13 protein-coding genes and 1 tRNA gene are annotated in these 17,562 nt (G+C 58.6%); 9 read left to right on the top strand and 5 right to left on the bottom strand.

The annotated features are described in order from the left end of the window. Positions 1-22 precede the first annotated feature (22 nt). From PH5382_RS04640 to PH5382_RS04630, 3 genes are all read left to right on the top strand, one after another. Positions 23-616, top strand: coding sequence for a DUF1285 domain-containing protein (locus tag PH5382_RS04640; RefSeq protein ID WP_058333332.1), 594 nt, complete (start codon positions 23-25; stop codon positions 614-616). 155 nt (positions 617-771) lie between these two features. Next, on the top strand, positions 772-1,524 hold the full coding sequence (locus PH5382_RS04635) for a hydroxypyruvate isomerase family protein (RefSeq protein WP_058333187.1): 753 nt from the start codon (positions 772-774) through the stop codon (positions 1,522-1,524). Between the two features lie 106 nt (positions 1,525-1,630). Further along, positions 1,631-1,867 (top strand): DUF2798 domain-containing protein, encoded by a 237-nt coding sequence (locus PH5382_RS04630; protein ID WP_058333186.1) that lies wholly within the window; start codon positions 1,631-1,633, stop codon positions 1,865-1,867. 243 nt (positions 1,868-2,110) lie between these two features. Here PH5382_RS04630 and polA read toward each other — a convergent pair whose 3' ends face one another. From polA to PH5382_RS04610, 4 genes are all read right to left on the bottom strand, one after another. Beyond that, positions 2,111-4,918 carry a DNA polymerase I gene (gene polA, locus PH5382_RS04625; RefSeq protein ID WP_058333185.1) on the bottom strand — a complete coding sequence of 936 codons (2,808 nt, stop codon included), beginning with the start codon at positions 4,916-4,918 and terminating at the stop codon, positions 2,111-2,113. A 261-nt stretch (positions 4,919-5,179) separates the two neighbouring features. Then, positions 5,180-5,524, bottom strand: a complete 345-nt coding sequence (locus PH5382_RS04620) for a CBU_0592 family membrane protein (RefSeq protein WP_058333184.1) — start codon at positions 5,522-5,524, stop codon at positions 5,180-5,182. 103 nt (positions 5,525-5,627) lie between these two features. Further along, positions 5,628-7,364 carry a bifunctional helix-turn-helix transcriptional regulator/alpha/beta hydrolase gene (locus PH5382_RS04615; RefSeq protein ID WP_058333183.1) on the bottom strand — a complete coding sequence of 579 codons (1,737 nt, stop codon included), beginning with the start codon at positions 7,362-7,364 and terminating at the stop codon, positions 5,628-5,630. Positions 7,365-7,812: 448 nt separating this feature from the next. Continuing rightward, the gene (locus tag PH5382_RS04610; RefSeq protein WP_058333182.1) at positions 7,813-7,995 is read right to left on the bottom strand and encodes a zinc-finger domain-containing protein; all 183 of its coding nucleotides are present in this window, start codon (positions 7,993-7,995) and stop codon (positions 7,813-7,815) included. 82 nt (positions 7,996-8,077) lie between these two features. On the opposite strand from PH5382_RS04610, the gene PH5382_RS04605 reads away from it, so the two are divergent. The 3 genes from PH5382_RS04605 (at position 8,078) to PH5382_RS04595 (ending at position 10,925) form a co-directional block, all read left to right on the top strand. After that, positions 8,078-9,010, top strand: coding sequence for an ABC transporter ATP-binding protein (locus PH5382_RS04605; RefSeq protein WP_058333181.1), 933 nt, complete (start codon positions 8,078-8,080; stop codon positions 9,008-9,010). 129 nt (positions 9,011-9,139) lie between these two features. Further along, positions 9,140-10,462: a histidine--tRNA ligase gene (gene hisS / locus PH5382_RS04600; protein ID WP_058333331.1), complete on the top strand. Its 1,323-nt coding sequence runs from the start codon at positions 9,140-9,142 to the stop codon at positions 10,460-10,462. A 388-nt stretch (positions 10,463-10,850) separates the two neighbouring features. Beyond that, positions 10,851-10,925: transfer RNA gene (locus PH5382_RS04595), tRNA-His, on the top strand. A 102-nt stretch (positions 10,926-11,027) separates the two neighbouring features. Here PH5382_RS04595 and PH5382_RS04590 read toward each other — a convergent pair. Continuing rightward, positions 11,028-11,492, bottom strand: a complete 465-nt coding sequence (locus tag PH5382_RS04590) for a DUF1203 domain-containing protein (RefSeq protein ID WP_058333180.1) — start codon at positions 11,490-11,492, stop codon at positions 11,028-11,030. A 331-nt stretch (positions 11,493-11,823) separates the two neighbouring features. Here PH5382_RS04590 and PH5382_RS04585 point away from each other — a divergent pair, with 331 nt between their 5' ends. The 3 genes from PH5382_RS04585 (at position 11,824) to PH5382_RS04575 (ending at position 17,555) form a co-directional block, all read left to right on the top strand. Continuing rightward, positions 11,824-14,790, top strand: a complete 2,967-nt coding sequence (locus PH5382_RS04585; protein ID WP_082645558.1) for an error-prone DNA polymerase — start codon at positions 11,824-11,826, stop codon at positions 14,788-14,790. A gap of 96 nt (positions 14,791-14,886) precedes the next feature. Then, the gene (gpmI, locus tag PH5382_RS04580) at positions 14,887-16,404 is read left to right on the top strand and encodes a 2,3-bisphosphoglycerate-independent phosphoglycerate mutase (RefSeq protein WP_058333179.1); all 1,518 of its coding nucleotides are present in this window, start codon (positions 14,887-14,889) and stop codon (positions 16,402-16,404) included. Then, positions 16,401-17,555 carry a murein hydrolase activator EnvC family protein gene (locus tag PH5382_RS04575; protein WP_058333178.1) on the top strand — a complete coding sequence of 385 codons (1,155 nt, stop codon included), beginning with the start codon at positions 16,401-16,403 and terminating at the stop codon, positions 17,553-17,555. Before gpmI ends, PH5382_RS04575 begins: the two co-directional genes overlap by 4 nt. The last annotated feature ends 7 nt before the right edge of the window (positions 17,556-17,562 follow it).

Below are 17,562 nucleotides of genomic sequence, written 5' to 3'. Positions count from 1 at the left end.
GTTGAGAGAAATGGCAAAAACAATGAGTGGACAAAAAACTGTGACACCATCAGCAGATGGGCTTGCGGCGTCGATAAATGCGGCAGGCAAGGTTGCGGGCAAAGGCGGATTGCCGCCGGTGCATCTGTGGAACCCGCCTTTTTGCGGTGATTTGGATATGCGGATTGCCCGCGACGGCACCTGGTTTTACCTTGGGACCCCCATCGGACGTTTTGAGCTGGTCAAGCTGTTCTCGTCGATTCTGAAGCGCGAAGACGGCAAGTATTTCCTCGTCACGCCGGTGGAAAAGGTCGGCATTACCGTGGATGATGCGCCCTTTGTTGCGGTGGATTTTGAGGCCGATGGCAGCGGTGCTGCGCAGACCCTCACCTTTACCACCCATGTCGGGGATCAGATGCAGGCCGGGGCGGCGCATCCGATTCGCGTTGAACGCGACCCCGAGACCGGCGAGCCATCGCCCTATGTGCTGGTGCGTGCGGATCTGGAAGCGCTGATTGATCGCAAAAGCTTTTACCGCCTGGTGGATCTTGGCGTGCATCATGATGGCTGGTTCGGACTGTGGTCCGGTGGCGTTTTCTTTCCGGTGATTCCATCGCAGGAGCTACCCGAGAGCTGAGACTAGGCGTTTTCTGCGAAACCGGGATCTGAAAAAATCTGGATCTGGCATCTCTGTTTCAGCAAATTGTTAGAAAAAATGCGTTGTTTTCTCTGCTTGGCGCAGTTGCCGAGCGAAGCTAGACCAAGGGTACAGACAGACAGGAGATCTCCAGAATGCCAAGATTTGCGGCGAATATTTCGATGCTTTTTGCCGAACTACCTTATCTGGAACGCTTTTCTGCGGCAGCCGCCGCAGGGTTTAAGGCGGTGGAGATCCTGTTTCCCTATGAATTGGCCGCAAAAGAGACCAAGCGGGCGCTGCTGCGTCATGATCTCGAGCTGCTGCTGATCAATGCACCTCCGCCCAACTACACAGGCGGCACACCGGGCTATGCGGCACAGCCTGGCGGCAGCGATCGCTTTCAGCGCGATATTCGGCGGGTGTTGCGCTATGCGGACGTGCTGGGGGCAGGAGCCATTCATATCATGGCGGGCTATGCCAAGGGCGATGAGGCGCAGGAGACATTTGTCGAAAATCTGCGTTGGGCTGCGGATCGCGCGCCGGAACAGCAGTTCACCATCGAGCCGCTGAATACCGGGGATCAGCCCGGGTATTTTCTGGATGACTATAATCTGGCAGCAGAGATTCTGGACGCTGTGAATCGGCCAAATGTTGGTCTGCAGTATGACGCCTATCATGCCCAGATGATCCACGGTGACGCCGCGCAGGTCTGGGAGAGCTTTGGCAATAGGGCGGTTCATGTCCAGATCGGTGCCGCCCCCAGCCGTTGTGAGCCGGGAACCGGCCCGGTCGATTTTGACGCGCTGTTTCAGGCTATTGATGCCAGCGGCTATCAAGGCTGGGTGAGTGCCGAATATACGCCATCGACCAAGCGTACTGAGGATAGTCTCGCCTGGATGGGATAAGGCGGGCCTTTCAGATTTTGGTCAGAGAGTTGGCAGAGTGATATTTACATTCTCTTTTTGGAATGTATTTGTCTGGTGATTGCCATTCTAATCGGAAGCCTTTGCCATGATCCCTGCCCGTTTCGCACCTGCTGTTGTCAGCCTGATCCTATCGGGGTTGATGTCTTGCATCGTGACGCTTGTCGCTGCGTTGAAAAATGTTGGAGTGGGAGCTCAGACCCTCTCAGTCTGGTTGGAGGCCTGGATGTTTGGGTGGCCAATTGCGTTCTGCGTTGTTCTGGTGGCGTCACCTGTCGTGCGAAACTGGGTTGGGAAATTCGTAAAACCTTCGCAGCGGGGCTAACAAAGAGGCTACACCCGCGCACCAGATTCTGCCCTGTGCATTTTTTGGAGAGGCTGCCGGTAGCTCTCCCGCCAAATCGGCAACATCCCAAGGGATGTCACGCCTTTGTTGGGCATGGCGCCGCGCTTTCGCGCGGCGCGGTAGCTCTGCCTAGCAGGCGTCCGGGTTAGTCTTGGCGCCGATCTCGGTGATGGACTGCAGCGCGCGGGAACCCTGCCTTTTTAGCGAACAAATTCGGTGGGGTTAGTGCGCCTCGGCCCAGTTGCTGCCCTGCCCTGCATCTACAGAAAGTTTCACATCAAGGTGAACGGCCGGGTCGGCGGCACCTTCCATCACACGACGCGCAGTCTCGATGGTTTCCTCCACCGAAGCTTCGGGTACTTCGAACAAAAGTTCGTCGTGGACTTGCAGCAACATTCGGGCAGGCAGATGCGCGATGGCCTGGGGCATCCGCACCATGGCCCGGCGGATCACATCGGCGGCGGTGCCTTGGATTGGCGCGTTGATGGCCGCACGTTTGGCGAAACCCGCACGTGGGCCTTTGGCAGCGATTTCGGGGGTGTGGATTTTGCGGCCAAACAGCGTTTGCACATAGCCGTGCTCTTTGGCGAATTCCACTGTCTGATCCATATAGGTACGAATACCCGGGAAGCGCTCAAAATAGCGGTCGATAAAGCCCTGTGCTTCGGCCCGGGGGATACGCAGGTTCCGCGCCAGACCAAAGCCGGAAATACCGTAGATGACGCCAAAGTTGATTGCCTTGGCCTGACGGCGGATATCCGGTGTCATCTCTTCCATCGGCACATTGAACATTTCAGAGGCGGTCATTGCGTGAATATCAAGCCCATCCGCAAAGGCCTGCTTGAGCGTGTCGATACCTGCGACATGCGCAAGAATGCGCAGCTCAATCTGGCTATAGTCGAGGCTCAGCAGCACATTGCCTGGCTCAGCAATAAAGGCTTCGCGGATCCGACGCCCTTCTTCGGATCGCACGGGAATATTCTGCAGATTGGGATCAGACGACGCCATCCGGCCAGTGTTGGCCCCGGTTTGGATATAAGACGTATGCACCCGGCCTGTTTCGGGGTTGATATGGTCTTGTAGGGCATCTGTGTAGGTGGATTTCAGCTTGCTCAGCTGACGCCAATCTAGCACACGGGCCGGCAGGTCATGTTCGGTGGCCAAATCTTCTAGGATATCAGCACCCGTGGCGTAGGCGCCGGTTTTACCCTTCTTGCCGCCGGGCAGTTCCAGCTTGTCAAACAGGATCTCACCCAGCTGTTTGGGAGAGCCGACGTTGAAGCTTTGGCCGGCAAGTTCGTGAATTTCTGCCTCCAGCCCGGCCATCTTCTGGGCAAAGGCATTGGACATCCGGCTGAGAGTGTCGCGGTCGACCTTGATACCGTTCATCTCCATCTCGGCCAGCACCGGCACCAGCGGGCGTTCCAGGGTTTCATACACGGTGGTGACCCGGACCCGGTGCAGTTCGGGCTTGAAATGCTGCCACAACCGGAGCGTGACATCAGCGTCTTCGGCCGCATAGGGCACCGCATCTTTGATCGGCACCCGGTCAAAGGTAATGGCGGATTTGCCGGTGCCCAGCAGGGGTTTGATCGGGATTGGTTTGTGATCGAGATAGCGCTCTGACAGGATATCCATGCCGTGATTATGCTCACCGGCGTGTAGCGCATAAGACATCAACATGGTGTCATCGATGGGGGAAACTTTAACGCCATAGCGGTGGAGGATCTTGGCGTCATATTTCATGTTCTGGCCGATCTTGAGGATCGCGGGATCCTCAAGCACTGGCTTTAGCATCGCAAGCGCCTGCTCCAGCGGCATCTGCCCCTCGGCAAGGCCCTCGCCGCCAAACAGATCATCGCCGCCCTGTTTGTGAGTCAGTGGGATGTAACAGGCCTGGCCGGGCTCCACACAGAGTGAGATGCCAACCAAATCCACCACCATTGAGTCGAGGCCGGTGGTTTCGGTATCCACCGCGACATAACCGCGTTCGATGATCTGGTCGATCCAGCCTTGCAGAGAGGCCGCGTCGCGCACACAGTCGTATTTTTCGGCGTCAAAAGCGACGGCCTCTGGCGCTTCTGCTGTGGCCGAGTTGCCCAGTCCTGTGGTCTCAGGAATGACCGGCGCTTCTACGCCCAGCTGGTCGGAAATCCGCTTGGTGAGGGTGCGAAACTCCATCTCCGATAAAAAGCCAAGCAACGCCTCGGGGTCAGGGTCCAGAACCTCCAGATCCTCGATGGTGAAATCCAGATCCATATTGCAATCGAGCTGTACCAGCTGTTTTGACATCTCGATCTGGTCGCGCTTGTCGATCAGGGTCTGGCGGCGCTTGGGCTGTTTGATCTCTTCGGCGCGGTTCAGCAGGCTTTCGAGATCGCCAAATTCGTTGATCAGCAGTGCTGCGGTTTTGATGCCGATCCCCGGCGCACCTGGTACGTTGTCGACGCTGTCGCCAGCCAAAGCCTGCACATCCACCACCCGGTCGGGGCCAACGCCGAATTTTTCCACGACACCTTCACTGTCGATGCGTTTGTTTTTCATCGCATCCAGCATTTCGACGCCGCCACCAACCAGCTGCATCAAATCCTTGTCGGAGGAAATAATGGTACAGCGACCACCGGCATCGCGGGCCTGATGGGCGAGGGTGGCGATGATGTCATCGGCCTCGAACCCGTCGACCTCTTTGCAGGCGATATTAAAGGCGCGGGTGGCATCGCGGGTCAATGGGAACTGCGGGCGCAGATCCTCCGGGGTGGGGGGGCGATTAGCTTTGTAGAGATCGTAAAGATCGTTGCGGAAATTTTTGCCGGGATGATCAAAGATCACCGCTGCATGAGTTGGTGCATCCGGGCCTGTGTTGCCTTCGACATAGCGGTGCAGCATGTTGCAGAACCCGGCGACGGCACCAATGGGCAGCCCGTCGGATTTACGCGTCAGCGGCGGCAGCGCATGATAAGCGCGAAAAATGAAGGCTGAGCCATCGATCAAATGCAGATGGCAGCCTTTGCCGAATTTGGTCTCGCTCATGGCCTGATGCTCCGGGTGTTGCGCGTGTGACCTCCGTTATCGGTGATCCGGCATCCGAGGGCAATTGCCATTCCCGTCGTTGTCAGTTTGTTGCTGGGGTACGAGGTGACCCGAGACGCGCAGGTGCAAAACCTGCCCCGGCAGGAGGTAAAACCGCCGGGGCAGGGCACAGGGCCAGGTGGAGAGATCGTCTACGGAAAATTGGCCCTGAGGTAGGTGGCCCTGACGACGATGATGTCGTGAAGGCCTATCGTGACTGGCCTATCGTGACTGGCGCATGGCGGCAGCAAAGGATTGCCGTATCGGCGCAGGGTGATAGCGGGTCTGGTGCATCCGCCGGATCACAAAACGCCGCGCCAAACCAAACAGCCCGATGCAAACATAACTGGACTGGATCAGAAAGGCGGCAAGGTTAAAGGCGGTGACAAGGCTGATCAAAACGCAGGAGGCGGCAGTCACCACAAAGCAGGTATAGCCGATACTATTGCCGCAAATACGCCCGGTCTGCAGCAAGGTGAAGACTGTGATGTACAATGAAAATCCAAATACACCAATGACTTGCAGGATTTGAGGGTAACCCTGAATAAAGGAAATGAAATCTCGCATAATTAACTCCGTAAACAATGCCGGAGGTTAGTCAGAGCCTTGGCGCGCCGTCATACCCCCGATGGGGTAGGGATGGGGGGTTTTTGCGAAAACCGGGGCGTTTTCATTCAAGCGTTGCGCTGGCCATTTGTTTAAGCCGCTGCAGCACGTCGCGGCTTTGCTGGTAGAGTACCAGTTGGCCAACATCACTGTAGCTGTGAAACTGAAACCCCATGCGGGCCGCAAAGCTTTGGGCGCTGGCCTCGGTGACCACGGGGTCGGCCGTGCCATGGATCAGAATCACCGGCTGTGCCAGAAAGGCACAATAGCGCGACCAGTCACGGACCACGTGATGGGAATCGATGGCAAAACTCCAATGTCCCTGCTGGACGGTCTGACGAAACCCCGTGAACAGGATGTCGCGGTGTTCGGCATGCTCGGCAATAGCGCGATCAGGGGTACCCTGGCGATAGAGCGCGTTCAAAAAGGCTTCGACCCCGCCTGCATCGATCTGGGCGATGCCGGCCCGCAGCAGTGTCGGCAGCATGCGCGGAGTAAACCGGGCGGTGAGGGCCATGATCTGCTGGCGATAGTGCATGGCGCGGATCTGGCCCATATCGGTGAGCGGCACCGCGCCGGAAATGTTGAATACCCCGGTGATCAGCTTGGGATGCAGTTGCGCCAGCCGAAAGGCAAAAACAGCGCCGGACATATGGCCGATGGCGACCAGTCGACGATGCCCCAGATGTTTCAGAAAGGCGCTCATATCGGCGCAAAAGCGATCCGGGGCTTCGCGCGGGTGGCGTCTGGAGACGGGATCCGGGTCGCTGCTGCCAAAACCGGGGCGAATGGGGCAGATCAGGCGCAGACCCAGCCGGTGGATTTCAGGGATCAAGGCATCGGGAAAATTGGGTCCGTTCAGCATGTTGTGTATAAACAGGCAGGGCTGTCCCTGTTCCGGCCCAAAGCAGCGATAGGCCATTTTGCGCCCGTCTGGCAAAATGAAATGGTGATCGGTTCTGTCACTGCTGTTGCTGGACATGCTGCTGGTTTTGATCAAGGTTTCCAGCCCCGTCATGATACGCACCAGTTGTTGCTGGTTCGAAGTATAGGTCTTGCGGCGGATAGATTTGAGCTGCGTGCGCAGTGTATCCACCGACCGCCCGGTGGTGGCGGCAATTTCCGGCAGGGTGGCGCCGGTCAGCAGCTCGCGGGCAACGCGGGTCTCGGCGTCAGTAAGGCCGAACATCTTCCGCAGGATCTGATCATGGGCCTCGGTCCATTTGTTATGCAGGCCAGCCAGAATGAAGTCTTGCCCGGTCCCGCCTTCAGCTGGCTGCTCGCGCACCATCGGATAGGGGTGTTTGTCGCCTTTGGTAAAAAACACATAGATCTCGCTGGCGGCGTCATCGGCGGCGTTACTGGCGAGGGCGCTGGCCTTCTTGCCACCAATCTCCAGACGCAGGCGGGCTGCACTTTCTGAGGAGAGCGCCAGATCAAAGACCGACCCTTGTGGGGCGGCGCCCAGGACTTCGGTCGCCAACGGGCTGGTGTCGAGGATTTCGCCGCTCTGCGAGAGACGCAGTTCGGCGCGATCTGATTTTGGCTGCGCTGGCGCCTGTGCCTGCTCCTGACGTCCCAGCCGGTTGAGAATTTCAAAGGCGCGCAACAGATGCTGTGCCACCACGGGTGACAAATCCTGCGGGGTCTGCAGGTCCTCGCCTAATGTGGCCAACAAATGCCTCCCCCAGAGATCAACCAGCTTGTCGTAGACATTGGGGTCGATCGCGACCTCATAGATCGCCTGGATCAGCGAGGTCTGGGCCTCTTCACGCTCTTTCGTGGGCAATAGATCGGTCATGCAAAAACAACTCACAAACAAGGGTGACGCTGGCCAAACGGAAGGCAGATTGCGGGCGGACGAAAGGCAGACCGAAGCAGACCGGAGCTGGGTCAGAGGCAGAAAACCAAAGCGTCAGCACTCATGAAATAATGAGGCATCTACACGCAGCGTCGAAAAAAGATGACCCTGCGACTCGAAATATGGTGCAGGGCCGTACAATAGGATACCGCAGTCTGCGCATTTGGTCCATCGCGATGGACCGGATCAGACCACAGACTCATAACCACTGGCACGTAAACGCAGTCCTGAAACCCAGAACTGCGTTCAGCAAGCTACGAGAAAAAGCTACGAAAAACTTTCGCCGACGTGGATGGCCGACGTGGATGAAGGTGTTTTCAGCCAACCTGCAACTCTGCGCAGGCGTGCCAGAGGCCGCACAGCAAAGGCGCTGTGTCTTAAGTGAGGATCACTCGGCGTTGTCAGCGAAATCTTTGTGGATGTATTTGCAGTCGCAATAGGGGCATTCCACGAAACCTACGTCCTCTGGGATCTGCAGGTAGACCCGGGGATGGCCCAGTGCGCCTTCGCCGCCGTCGCAGGCAACGCGGTAGGTATCAACGATCTTGGTTTCGGGCGCTTGGATGGTCATCGCTGGCAGTCCTCTCGGTTTTCGGCTAGGCGCATGTTGGAACCATGTATGTCTGATGCAAAATCCGGGGGCAAGAGCTGCAATGAGAGATGAGGCAATCCGTATCGAAAGCTTGCGCAAAACCTACAAAGGCAGCAAAGGCCAGCCCGAAAAGCATGCTTTGAAAGGCATTGATCTGACCATCCCACGCGGATCCGTCTTTGGTCTGCTGGGGCCCAACGGCGCCGGGAAATCAACCATGATCAACATCATGGCGGGTCTGGTGCGCAAAACATCCGGTAAGGTCACCATCTGGGGTTTTGATCAGGATACCAATCCCCGCCAAAGTCGCGCTGCCATCGGAGTGATGCCACAGGAGCTGAACCTGGACCCGTTCTTCACTCCGCGCGGCGCGTTGGAGGTGCAGGCGGGGCTGTATGGTGTGCCAAAACCGGAACGCCGCAGCGACGAGATCCTGGAAATGATCGGCCTCACGGATAAGGCGCATGCCTATGCCCGCACCCTGTCTGGCGGCATGCGGCGGCGCCTGCTGCTGGGCAAAGCACTGGTGCATCATCCGCATATTCTGGTGCTGGACGAGCCTACAGCAGGGGTGGATATCGAGTTGCGCCAGATGCTTTGGGCGAACATCCGCAAGCTGAACCAGCAGGGCATGACCATCATCCTGACGACGCATTACCTGGAAGAGGCCGAAGAGATGTGCGACGAGATCGCCATCATCAACCAGGGCGAAGTGGTGGCGCGCGACAGCACCGCCAATCTGCTGGGACGCTTGGATGCCAAATCCATGGTGGTACATCCCGCCAGCCCGGTCACGCTCCTGCCGCAGGGGCCAGGTATTACATCCGAGCTGCGTGACGACGGCGCGGTGCTGCTGCGCTATCATGGCAATGAGACCAGCGCCGAACAGGTTCTGGCGGCGGTCCGTGCGGCAGGCATTTCGATCCGGGACGTCAAAACCGCCGAGGCGGATCTCGAGGACGTCTTTTTGGCGCTGACGGCCAAAGGCGTCTGATCACAGACTGATCCCAGACTGGGGCGGGCTGGGGATGAGGGCTTGCAGGTTGCAATTGCGCGCGCGCGTGCTATTCACCGCGCGACCCCAAAATACAGACCTATTGATAGCGACGCGGAGTATATCCAGATGGTGAAGGCAAAAACGAAGCTTGATTTTGCGATCAGCGGCTTTCCGGAATACACCCCCGAGGTGCGCGATGTTGAACTGAAATGGCTCAACCAGCTCTCTAAGCTGTTCGAAAGCTATGGCTATGCTAGCATCGAAACGCCTTCGGTCGAAAAGGTCGAAACCCTTGCCGCCAAGGGCGAAGATGTCGACAAAGAGATCTACGCGCTGCGCCGTCTGGCTGACGACGGTGACAGCAAGGCGAAATATGCCCTGCACTATGACATGACCGTGCCCACCGCGCGCTATGTTGCCAAGCACCACGGCCAGCTGACCTTTCCGTTCAAGCGCTATCAGATGCAGCGCGCGTGGCGCGGCGAACGCCCGCAAGAAGGGCGTTTTCGCGAGTTCACCCAATGCGATATCGATGTGATCGATAGCGAAAGTGTCTCGTTGGCCTATGATGGTGAGATGCTGGAAATCGCAGCCGCCGCCTTTGGTCTGCTGGAAACCGGACCGGTCCGGTTTCAGGTCAGCAACCGTCGCCTGATGAATGGTCTCGGTGAAGCGCTGGGCCTTGCGGATGCGACCCTGCTGGCGCGTATCCTCGACAAGGTGGACAAGCTGACAACCGAACAGTTGTCAACGCGTCTGAGCACCGAGCTAGAGCTGGATCAGGCGGGTATCGATACCTGCATCGCCTTTTCGCAGATCCGCGGCAATGCGGGCGATATTGAAAACGGTCTGGCGCGTCTGGGGCTGATGAATGACCACATTCGCGAAGGCCAGCAGCAGCTCTGCGACACGCTGGAAAGCGTGGAGAAAAGCCGACCTGAACAGGTCGAGATCCTGGGTGATCTGTCGATTTCGCGTGGGTTCGATTACTATACCGGTGTGGTCTACGAGGCCAAATTCATCGATTTTCCGGATTATCCGTCGATTTGTGCCGGCGGGCGGTATGAGAACCTCGTGGGATCTTTCATGCGCCGTAAATTGCCCGGTGTTGGGATCTCGATCGGCCATACCCGGATCTTTACCAAGCTGCTGAAAGAGGGTTTGCTGGATGTGGGCCGCAAAACGCCAACACAGGTGCTGGTTGCGAGCGACGCGCCGGACAACTACAGCACCCTGACGGCGACAGCCGCCAGACTGCGCCAGTTGGGCTGGAACGCCGAAACTCTGCCTGGTGTGGCCAAGCTGGACAAACAGCTGAAATATGCCAACAACAAGGGTATTCCCTTTGTCTGGATTATCCGCGACGGAGCCGCGTTCCTGAAGAATATGGAAACCGGTGATCAGCAAAGCGTGGATTTGGGCAGTTTCTCCGGGACGCCACAGGGCTGATTACAGGGCTGATTTACAGGGCTGAGCGGGTTTGCCGGGTCGGATTGGATCGGGTCGGGTTTGCGGAGGCCGTCGGCGCAAAATGACAGGATCAAGGAACAGGCCATATCCCATGGCCTGTTTTTTTATGCCCGATTTCTACTGGGGCTGATTTCTACAAGGCCTGATGTCGAAGGAGGCTTGAGAGAATCGCAGGAAACAGGACGGTTTTGATCGGAGATGGGTGCCACAGGAAGGCCGACGATGTTCAGATTTCCCTTATCTATCTGAAACAATGTGATTTTGCCTGCGTCAGTAGGGGCGTGAAAATCTTTTCACATTGGTGGAAATAGCCTTCGAAAATGTATGGACAATGGTTTGGACCTGGGCTAGTACTCCCCCAATTGCGGCGGCTGTAGCTCAGTGGTAGAGCCCCTGGTTGTGGTCCAGGTTGTCGTGGGTTCGATCCCCATCAGTCGCCCCATTTTCCCCTTTAATATATATCGCTTGCGGTACTTTTTTGTGTTGAGAGTGCTCGTGTCGAGAGTGCAGTGCTTTTACGCAGACTGCACTCTGTTTGGCGGCTTCAAGATTTGTCGATACGGGCCTGGTAGCAATTGTTGCGTGAGGACCGGATGTGAATGTAGTCGACACGTGGGTCGTCAAAGATTGTTGCGGCCTGCTGCATCATTGCGTCCTGTGGCACCACCAGACCGGTGCCGTAAACGATACGATCCTCTGTATTGTAGCCCTTGATCAGATAGTCCGGAGAGTCTTGCAAGATCTCGGGCAGCTCCGGTCCCACGTGACGGGCGCAGGGGGCAGCGCAAAGAAAGATCGGGCCGGTTTCGGCATAGGGCTGGGCCGCAGGAAAGGGGCGCAGGGCGAGGATCAGCATCTCGGCACCTTCGGGTATGTAGCGCAGGCAGTGACGACAGGGGTTGGCGCTTCCCTGTGCGATGACGCGTTCGGGGATCTGGCCATGGGCGTCTGATCCGCCATTTTGTACCTGTCGGACTAGATCGGTGGGCAGAGCAGTGATTCTGGGCATCGGCTTTCCTTTGTGATTTTGGCGTACTTCCATGACATTTGCCCAAAGTGCCTTGAGCGGGCGATCCGAATCATGCGCATTTGGGTGTAGCTGCAGCGGGGGCTCCCGCCCGGTGATGGTGCATCAAAGATGCGCCATCCACCCGTTGGGCCTGGCGCGCAGCCCTCCTGTGGAGTGCTGCGCGGGGCGTATCTGTCTAACCGAAGCGCGGGCTGGTTGTCGGCTAGGTTTGTGCTCAGGTCAGAAACAGGGTCGTAAGGCAAGGCGTAAGAAGCCGTTGGGAATTGCCATGGGACTCGTCATGAGAACAAAACAAGAATACTGTACTCTCATGCCTGCCGAATTCTCCTGTCTGTCCAACTTCACGTTTCTCACCGGGGGCTCGCACCCCGAGGATTATGTGCACCGTGCTCTGATGCTGGGGTTGGAGGCGATTGCCATTGCCGATGAAAATTCCGTAGCTGGCATCGTGCGGGCGCATGCTGAGTGTCTGGATATTGCCCGCCGGGTGCGCGAGCGGCGAGCCTGGGACCAGCGCAATGCAGCGATTGGCCCACCATGCCCTGATCATATAGTGCCGCCGCCGTCTTTTCCGGTTTATGCAACCCTGCGGCTGATTCCGGCGGCCCGGCTGATTTTGGCGGATGCGCCAGCGGTGATCGCACTGCCACAGAATCGCGCGGGATGGGGGCGGCTTGCGCGCCTGATTTCCACTGGCCGGTTGCGGGCGCCAAAGGGGCAATGTCAGCTCTGCTTGGCAGATCTTCTGGAGCACGCCGAAGGTCTCCACTTGCTCTTGCTGCCACAGGCGCTGCAGGATCCTGGCGGCGCGCATGGTTGGGCCCCACATATCGAGGCGTTGACGCGCCGCTTTGCTGGCAGGATGCATCTGCTGATCGCTCCGCGTTATGATGGCAGAGACAGGGCGCGTTTCGCCCATCTGGCGACGGCGGCGCGGACCTTGAAACTGCCGCTTCTGGCCAGTGCGGCCCCACGCATGCATCACGGCTGCCAGCGCCGTCTCGCGGATGTGCTGAGCGCCATCCGCCTGCGCTGCCGGGTCGAGGATCTGGGACGGGCTGCCCTGACTAACGGAGAGCAGCGTCTGCGCTCCCAAGCTGAGATGAAACATTTGTTCAAGGACTACGGAGAGGCTGTCGCAGAGGCCGGAGCCCTGGCGCAAAAGCTCTGTTTTTCGTTGGACGAGCTGCGCTATGACTACCCGGATGAGGGTCTGAACGGCGAAAGCCCAACTGCCCGCCTGCGGCGCCTGTCTGAGGTTGGGCTGATCTGGCGTTATCCAGGCGGGGTGCCACCCAAGGTGCGCGCCATGCTGGAGCATGAGCTCGCCCTTATTGCCCGGCTGAAGTACGAGCCCTACTTCCTGACAGTGCATGACATCGTTGATTTTGCCCGGTCTCGCGGCATTCTTTGTCAGGGCCGCGGCTCGGCTGCCAATTCGGTCACCTGCTACGCGCTTGGCGTCACCTCGGTTAGCCCCGAGATGGGCACCATGGTGTTTGAACGCTTTGTCAGCGAGGCCCGCGATGAGCCCCCCGATATCGACGTGGATTTTGAGCATGAACGCCGCGAAGAAGTGATCCAGTGGATCTATGAGCGTTACGGGCGCCACCGAGCCGGGCTGTGCGCAACGGTGATCCACTATCGTGGCAAGCGCGCCATTCGCGAGGTGGGTCGTGCCATGGGCCTGTCGGAAGACACTATCGGCGCGCTGTCCTCGCAGCTTTGGGGCGGTTTTGACCGCTCTGGCAGCACCACGCAGCGTTTGACCGAAATTGGCCTCGATCCCACGGCGCGGCGTCTGCGTCAGACATTGGAGCTGGTGCAGCAGATCATCGGCTTTCCGCGTCACCTGAGCCAGCATGTGGGCGGTTTCATCATCACCGATGGGCGGCTGGACGAGTTGGTGCCGATTGAGAATGCCAGCATGGAGGGGCGCACGGTGATCTGCTGGGACAAGGATGATATCGACACGCTGGGCATTCTCAAGGTGGATGTGCTGAGCCTTGGTATGCTTAGCTGCATTCGCAAAGCCTTTGACCTGATGCGCCAGCATCACCGACTGGATTATGATCTGGCCACTTTGCCGCCTGATGATCCAGCAGTTTACGACATGCTGTGCCGGGCCGATAGTCTTGGGGTGTTTCAGGTCGAAAGCCGGGCGCAGATGAACTTTCTGCCACGGATGAAGCCGCGCAATTTCTATGATCTGGTGATCGAGGTGGCCATCGTGCGCCCCGGTCCCATTCAGGGCGATATGGTGCATCCCTATATTCGCCGTCGCAATGGTGAAGAAAGCGTCGAGTACCCTTCCGATGCCCTGGGGGCGGTGCTGCGCAAGACCCTGGGCGTGCCCTTGTTTCAGGAGCAGGCAATGCAGATCGCCATGGTCGGGGCGGATTTCACGCCGGAACAGGCGGACCGTTTGCGGCGCTCACTGGCGACCTTTAAAAACCATGGCAATGTGAGCGAATTCCGCAGCCTGTTTTTGCGCGGCATGAAGCGAAACGGCTACGATGATGCGTTTTCCGAGCGCTGTTTTTCCCAGATCGAAGGCTTTGGCTCCTACGGGTTTCCCGAAAGCCATGCGGCCAGTTTTGCGTTGCTGGTCTATGCTTCGGCCTGGATCAAATGCCATCATCCAGGCCTGTTTGCCTGCGCCTTGCTGAATTCCCAGCCGATGGGGTTTTACGCCCCGGCCCAGATCGTGCGCGACGCCCGCGAACACGGGGTGACGGTGCGCCCGATCTGTATCAATGCCAGCTACTGGGACAATGTGATGGAGCCGGACGGCCAGGGTGATCTGGCCCTGCGGTTGGGGTTTCGCCAAATCAAAGGCCTCAGCGAGGACGATGCCTGCTGGCTGACCGCCGCGCGCGGTAATGGCTACATGGAGGTCGAGGATCTGTGGCGCCGTGCGGGCCTGAACCCGCCGGTGATCACCCGGCTGGCCGAGGCGGATGCCTTTGCCGCGCTGGGTCTCAATCGGCGCGAGGCGCTGTGGGCGGCCAAGGCGATCACCGCCAAGAAACCGCTACCGCTGTTTGCGCGCGAAATGGAAGGCGAGAGCATTCAGGAGCCAGAGGCTCACCTGCCGCAGATGACTGTGGGGGAAGAGGTGGTCGAGGATTATGTCGCCATGCGCCTGTCGCTCAAGGCGCATCCGGTCGCACTGCTGCGGCACCTGTTGACGCCAGGGGCTGAAACCCAGAGAGCTGAAATCCAGAGAACTGAAACAATGTCCAAAGGGCTAAACAGGTCGGCAGGAGAACACTGATATCGCCAACTGTGACAGGAAGGCGGTTCACCCCAGTGCATCAAGCCGCTACAACGCTGGCAACGTCTTCACTATTGCACGCCCCGGAGCTTTGACATGTCCACGCCCAAACCCGTCGTCCTTTGCATTCTTGATGGCTGGGGCAGTGCGGCACCCGGCGAAGCCAACGCGCCCTACCTGGCCAATACGCCAACCTTTGATGCCTTGATGGCGGCGGGGCCTCAGGCGCGCCTGATTACCCATGGGCCAGACGTTGGCCTGCCAACGGGGCAGATGGGCAATTCCGAGGTGGGTCATACCAATATCGGCGCTGGCCGGGTGGTGGCGATGGATCTGGGGCAGATTGATCTGGCGATCGAAGATGGCTCATTTGCGCAGAATGCAACTCTGCAGGCGTTTATCGCCAAGCTCAAAGAAACCGGCGGTGCGGCGCATCTTATGGGGCTGGTTTCGGATGGGGGCGTGCATGGGCATATCAGTCACATTCTGGCGGCGATCCGCGCAATCACAGATGCCGGCGTACCTGTCTGGCTACATGCCATCACAGATGGTCGGGATGTGGCACCCAAATCGGCCTATGGCTATTTTGAACAGCTGAAAGAAGGGCTGCCGCGTGGTGCCAAGGTGGCAACAGTGACAGGCCGCTATTTTGCCATGGATCGCGACAACCGCTGGGAGCGCGTGAGCGAGGCCTATGATGCGATGATCAAAGGCGAAGGCCGTCCTGTGGCGGATGCCCATGACGCGGTGACCCATGCCTATAACCAGTCGGAAACGGATGAATTCATCGGGGCCAGCGTCATTCGCGGCTACGAGGGTGTGCGTGATGGCGACGGGTTCTTCTGCCTCAACTTCCGGGCGGACCGCGCGCGCGAGATCCTGCGTGCCATTGGCGAGCCGGATTTTGCCGATTTCGACACCGGCCCACGCCCCAAACTGGCGGCCCTTTTGGGCATGGTGGAATATTCCAAGGGCCACAACGCCTATATGTCCACGGTCTATCCCAAGGCGCAGCTGGTCAACACGCTTGGCGAATGGGTTGCCAAACAGGGCAAGCGCCAGTTCCGTTTGGCCGAGACCGAGAAATACCCGCATGTGACCTTCTTTCTCAACGGTGGCAAAGAAGAGCCTGAGGTTGGCGAAGACCGCGCGATGCCGAAATCGCCTAAGGTTGCGACCTATGATCTGCAACCGGAGATGAGCGCGCCGGAAGTGACCGAAGAATTCGTCGGCGCCATCAAGGCAGGTTATGATCTGATCGTCACCAATTACGCCAACCCCGACATGGTCGGCCATACCGGCGATATCCAAGCTGCAATCAAAGCCTGCGAAGCGGTGGATCAGGGGCTGGCAAAGGTGGTCGCAGCCTTGAAAGAAGTCGGCGGTGCCATGCTGGTTACTGCGGACCACGGCAATTGCGAGTTAATGGTCGATCCCGAAACCGGTGGCGCACATACGGCTCATACCACTAATCTGGTGCCGCTGGTGCTGGTGGGTGGCCCCAAAGATGCCAGTTTGCGCAATGGCCGTCTGGCGGATCTGGCCCCAACCCTGCTAGACTTGATGGATCTGCCCAAACCCGACGAGATGACCGGAGAGAGCCTTCTTTCATGATAAGAACTGCCCCCGGGTTGTTGCTGTTGCCGTTGCTGCTGGCACTGACGCTCGCGCCCTTGCAGCTGATGGCCCAGCAACAACCCGCCGAGGCTGCGCGCGCCGCAGCTCAGGAGTTGGAAGCAGCAACGCTGCAGCTGGAGGCCGCAGAAAGCGCGCGTGATCGGGTCAAGGCCCTGACCCAGACGGTACGCGCCTATGAGGCGGGGCTAGGGGCGATGCGCGAAGGCCTGCGTCGGGTTGCGCGGCGCGAAACGTTGCTTTTGTCGCAGCTCAACGCCCGCGAAGATGAGGTCTCTGAACTGCTGGGCATCTTGCAGACCATTGAAACCTCGGCGCCGCCGGTTTTGATGCTGCACCCTTCGGGGCCGTTGGGGGCTGCACGCTCTGCGATGATGGTGGCTGAGGTCACACCGGGGCTCTATGCCCGGGCAGAAGTTCTGCGCATGGATCTTGAAGAGGTGCAGACCCTGCGCATGTTGCAGCAGAGCGCCTCTGGCACCTTGCAGGACGGGCTCAGTGGGGTGCAGGAGGCGCGCACTGCGCTGTCAAAAGCAATTTCTGACCGGACCGATCTGCCACGCCGGTTTACAGCTGATCCGATCCGTACCGCTCTTTTGATTGCCTCGACCGAGACCCTTTCGGGCTTTGCCAGTGGGCTGGCGGAAATCGCTGGCGGAGCTATTGCCCCCACCACAGCGGATGTCACAGCCCTGCGCGGCGACATCGATCTGCCGGTCAAGGGCCTGATGCTGCGCCGGTTTGGCCAGCGCGATGCGGCTGGCATTGCTCGGCCCGGCGTGCTGATCGCGGCGCGTCCGCGCGCACTTGTGATCTCGCCAACGGCGGCGACAATTCGCTATCGCGGTCCACTCTTGGATCTGGGCAATGTGGTGATTCTTGAACCGCAGCCTGACACCCTATTTATTCTGTCAGGGCTGGCAGAGGTTTACGGCAACGCGGGTGAAGTAATCCCCGGCGGCACCCCGGTCGGCCTGATGGGAGGAAATTCGCCGCAGGCTGGTGCCATTTTGTCACTTAGTGGTGAAGGGGGTGGCACAGACCGAACAGAAACGCTCTATATAGAAGTCAGAATGGACAACAGCCCGGTGGATCCTGAAACATGGTTCGACACCGGAAAAGGTGGATGAAGGTCTC

The organism is Phaeobacter sp. CECT 5382 (genome assembly GCF_001457775.1).
In the GTDB taxonomy this organism is placed as follows: domain Bacteria; phylum Pseudomonadota; class Alphaproteobacteria; order Rhodobacterales; family Rhodobacteraceae; genus Pseudophaeobacter.
Note: the sequence above shows the minus strand (reverse complement) of the source record. Positions and strands in the feature narration are given on the sequence as shown.

Excerpts from the sequence above, each read along its gene's own strand:
- PH5382_RS04630 (WP_058333186.1), top strand. The coding sequence starts at position 1,631 with ATGATCCCTGCCCGTTTCGCACCTGCTGTTGTCAGCCTGATCCTATCG.
- hisS (WP_058333331.1), top strand. The coding sequence starts at position 9,140 with ATGGTGAAGGCAAAAACGAAGCTTGATTTTGCGATCAGCGGCTTTCCG.
- PH5382_RS04615 (WP_058333183.1), bottom strand. The coding sequence starts at position 7,364 with ATGACCGATCTATTGCCCACGAAAGAGCGTGAAGAGGCCCAGACCTCG.
- PH5382_RS04585 (WP_082645558.1), top strand. The coding sequence starts at position 11,824 with ATGCCTGCCGAATTCTCCTGTCTGTCCAACTTCACGTTTCTCACCGGG.
- PH5382_RS04635 (WP_058333187.1), top strand. The coding sequence starts at position 772 with ATGCCAAGATTTGCGGCGAATATTTCGATGCTTTTTGCCGAACTACCT.
- PH5382_RS04610 (WP_058333182.1), bottom strand. The coding sequence starts at position 7,995 with ATGACCATCCAAGCGCCCGAAACCAAGATCGTTGATACCTACCGCGTT.
- PH5382_RS04605 (WP_058333181.1), top strand. The coding sequence starts at position 8,078 with ATGAGAGATGAGGCAATCCGTATCGAAAGCTTGCGCAAAACCTACAAA.
- PH5382_RS04620 (WP_058333184.1), bottom strand. The coding sequence starts at position 5,524 with ATGCGAGATTTCATTTCCTTTATTCAGGGTTACCCTCAAATCCTGCAA.
- gpmI (WP_058333179.1), top strand. The coding sequence starts at position 14,887 with ATGTCCACGCCCAAACCCGTCGTCCTTTGCATTCTTGATGGCTGGGGC.
- PH5382_RS04575 (WP_058333178.1), top strand. The coding sequence starts at position 16,401 with ATGATAAGAACTGCCCCCGGGTTGTTGCTGTTGCCGTTGCTGCTGGCA.
- PH5382_RS04640 (WP_058333332.1), top strand. The coding sequence starts at position 23 with ATGAGTGGACAAAAAACTGTGACACCATCAGCAGATGGGCTTGCGGCG.
- polA (WP_058333185.1), bottom strand. The coding sequence starts at position 4,918 with ATGAGCGAGACCAAATTCGGCAAAGGCTGCCATCTGCATTTGATCGAT.
- PH5382_RS04590 (WP_058333180.1), bottom strand. The coding sequence starts at position 11,492 with ATGCCCAGAATCACTGCTCTGCCCACCGATCTAGTCCGACAGGTACAA.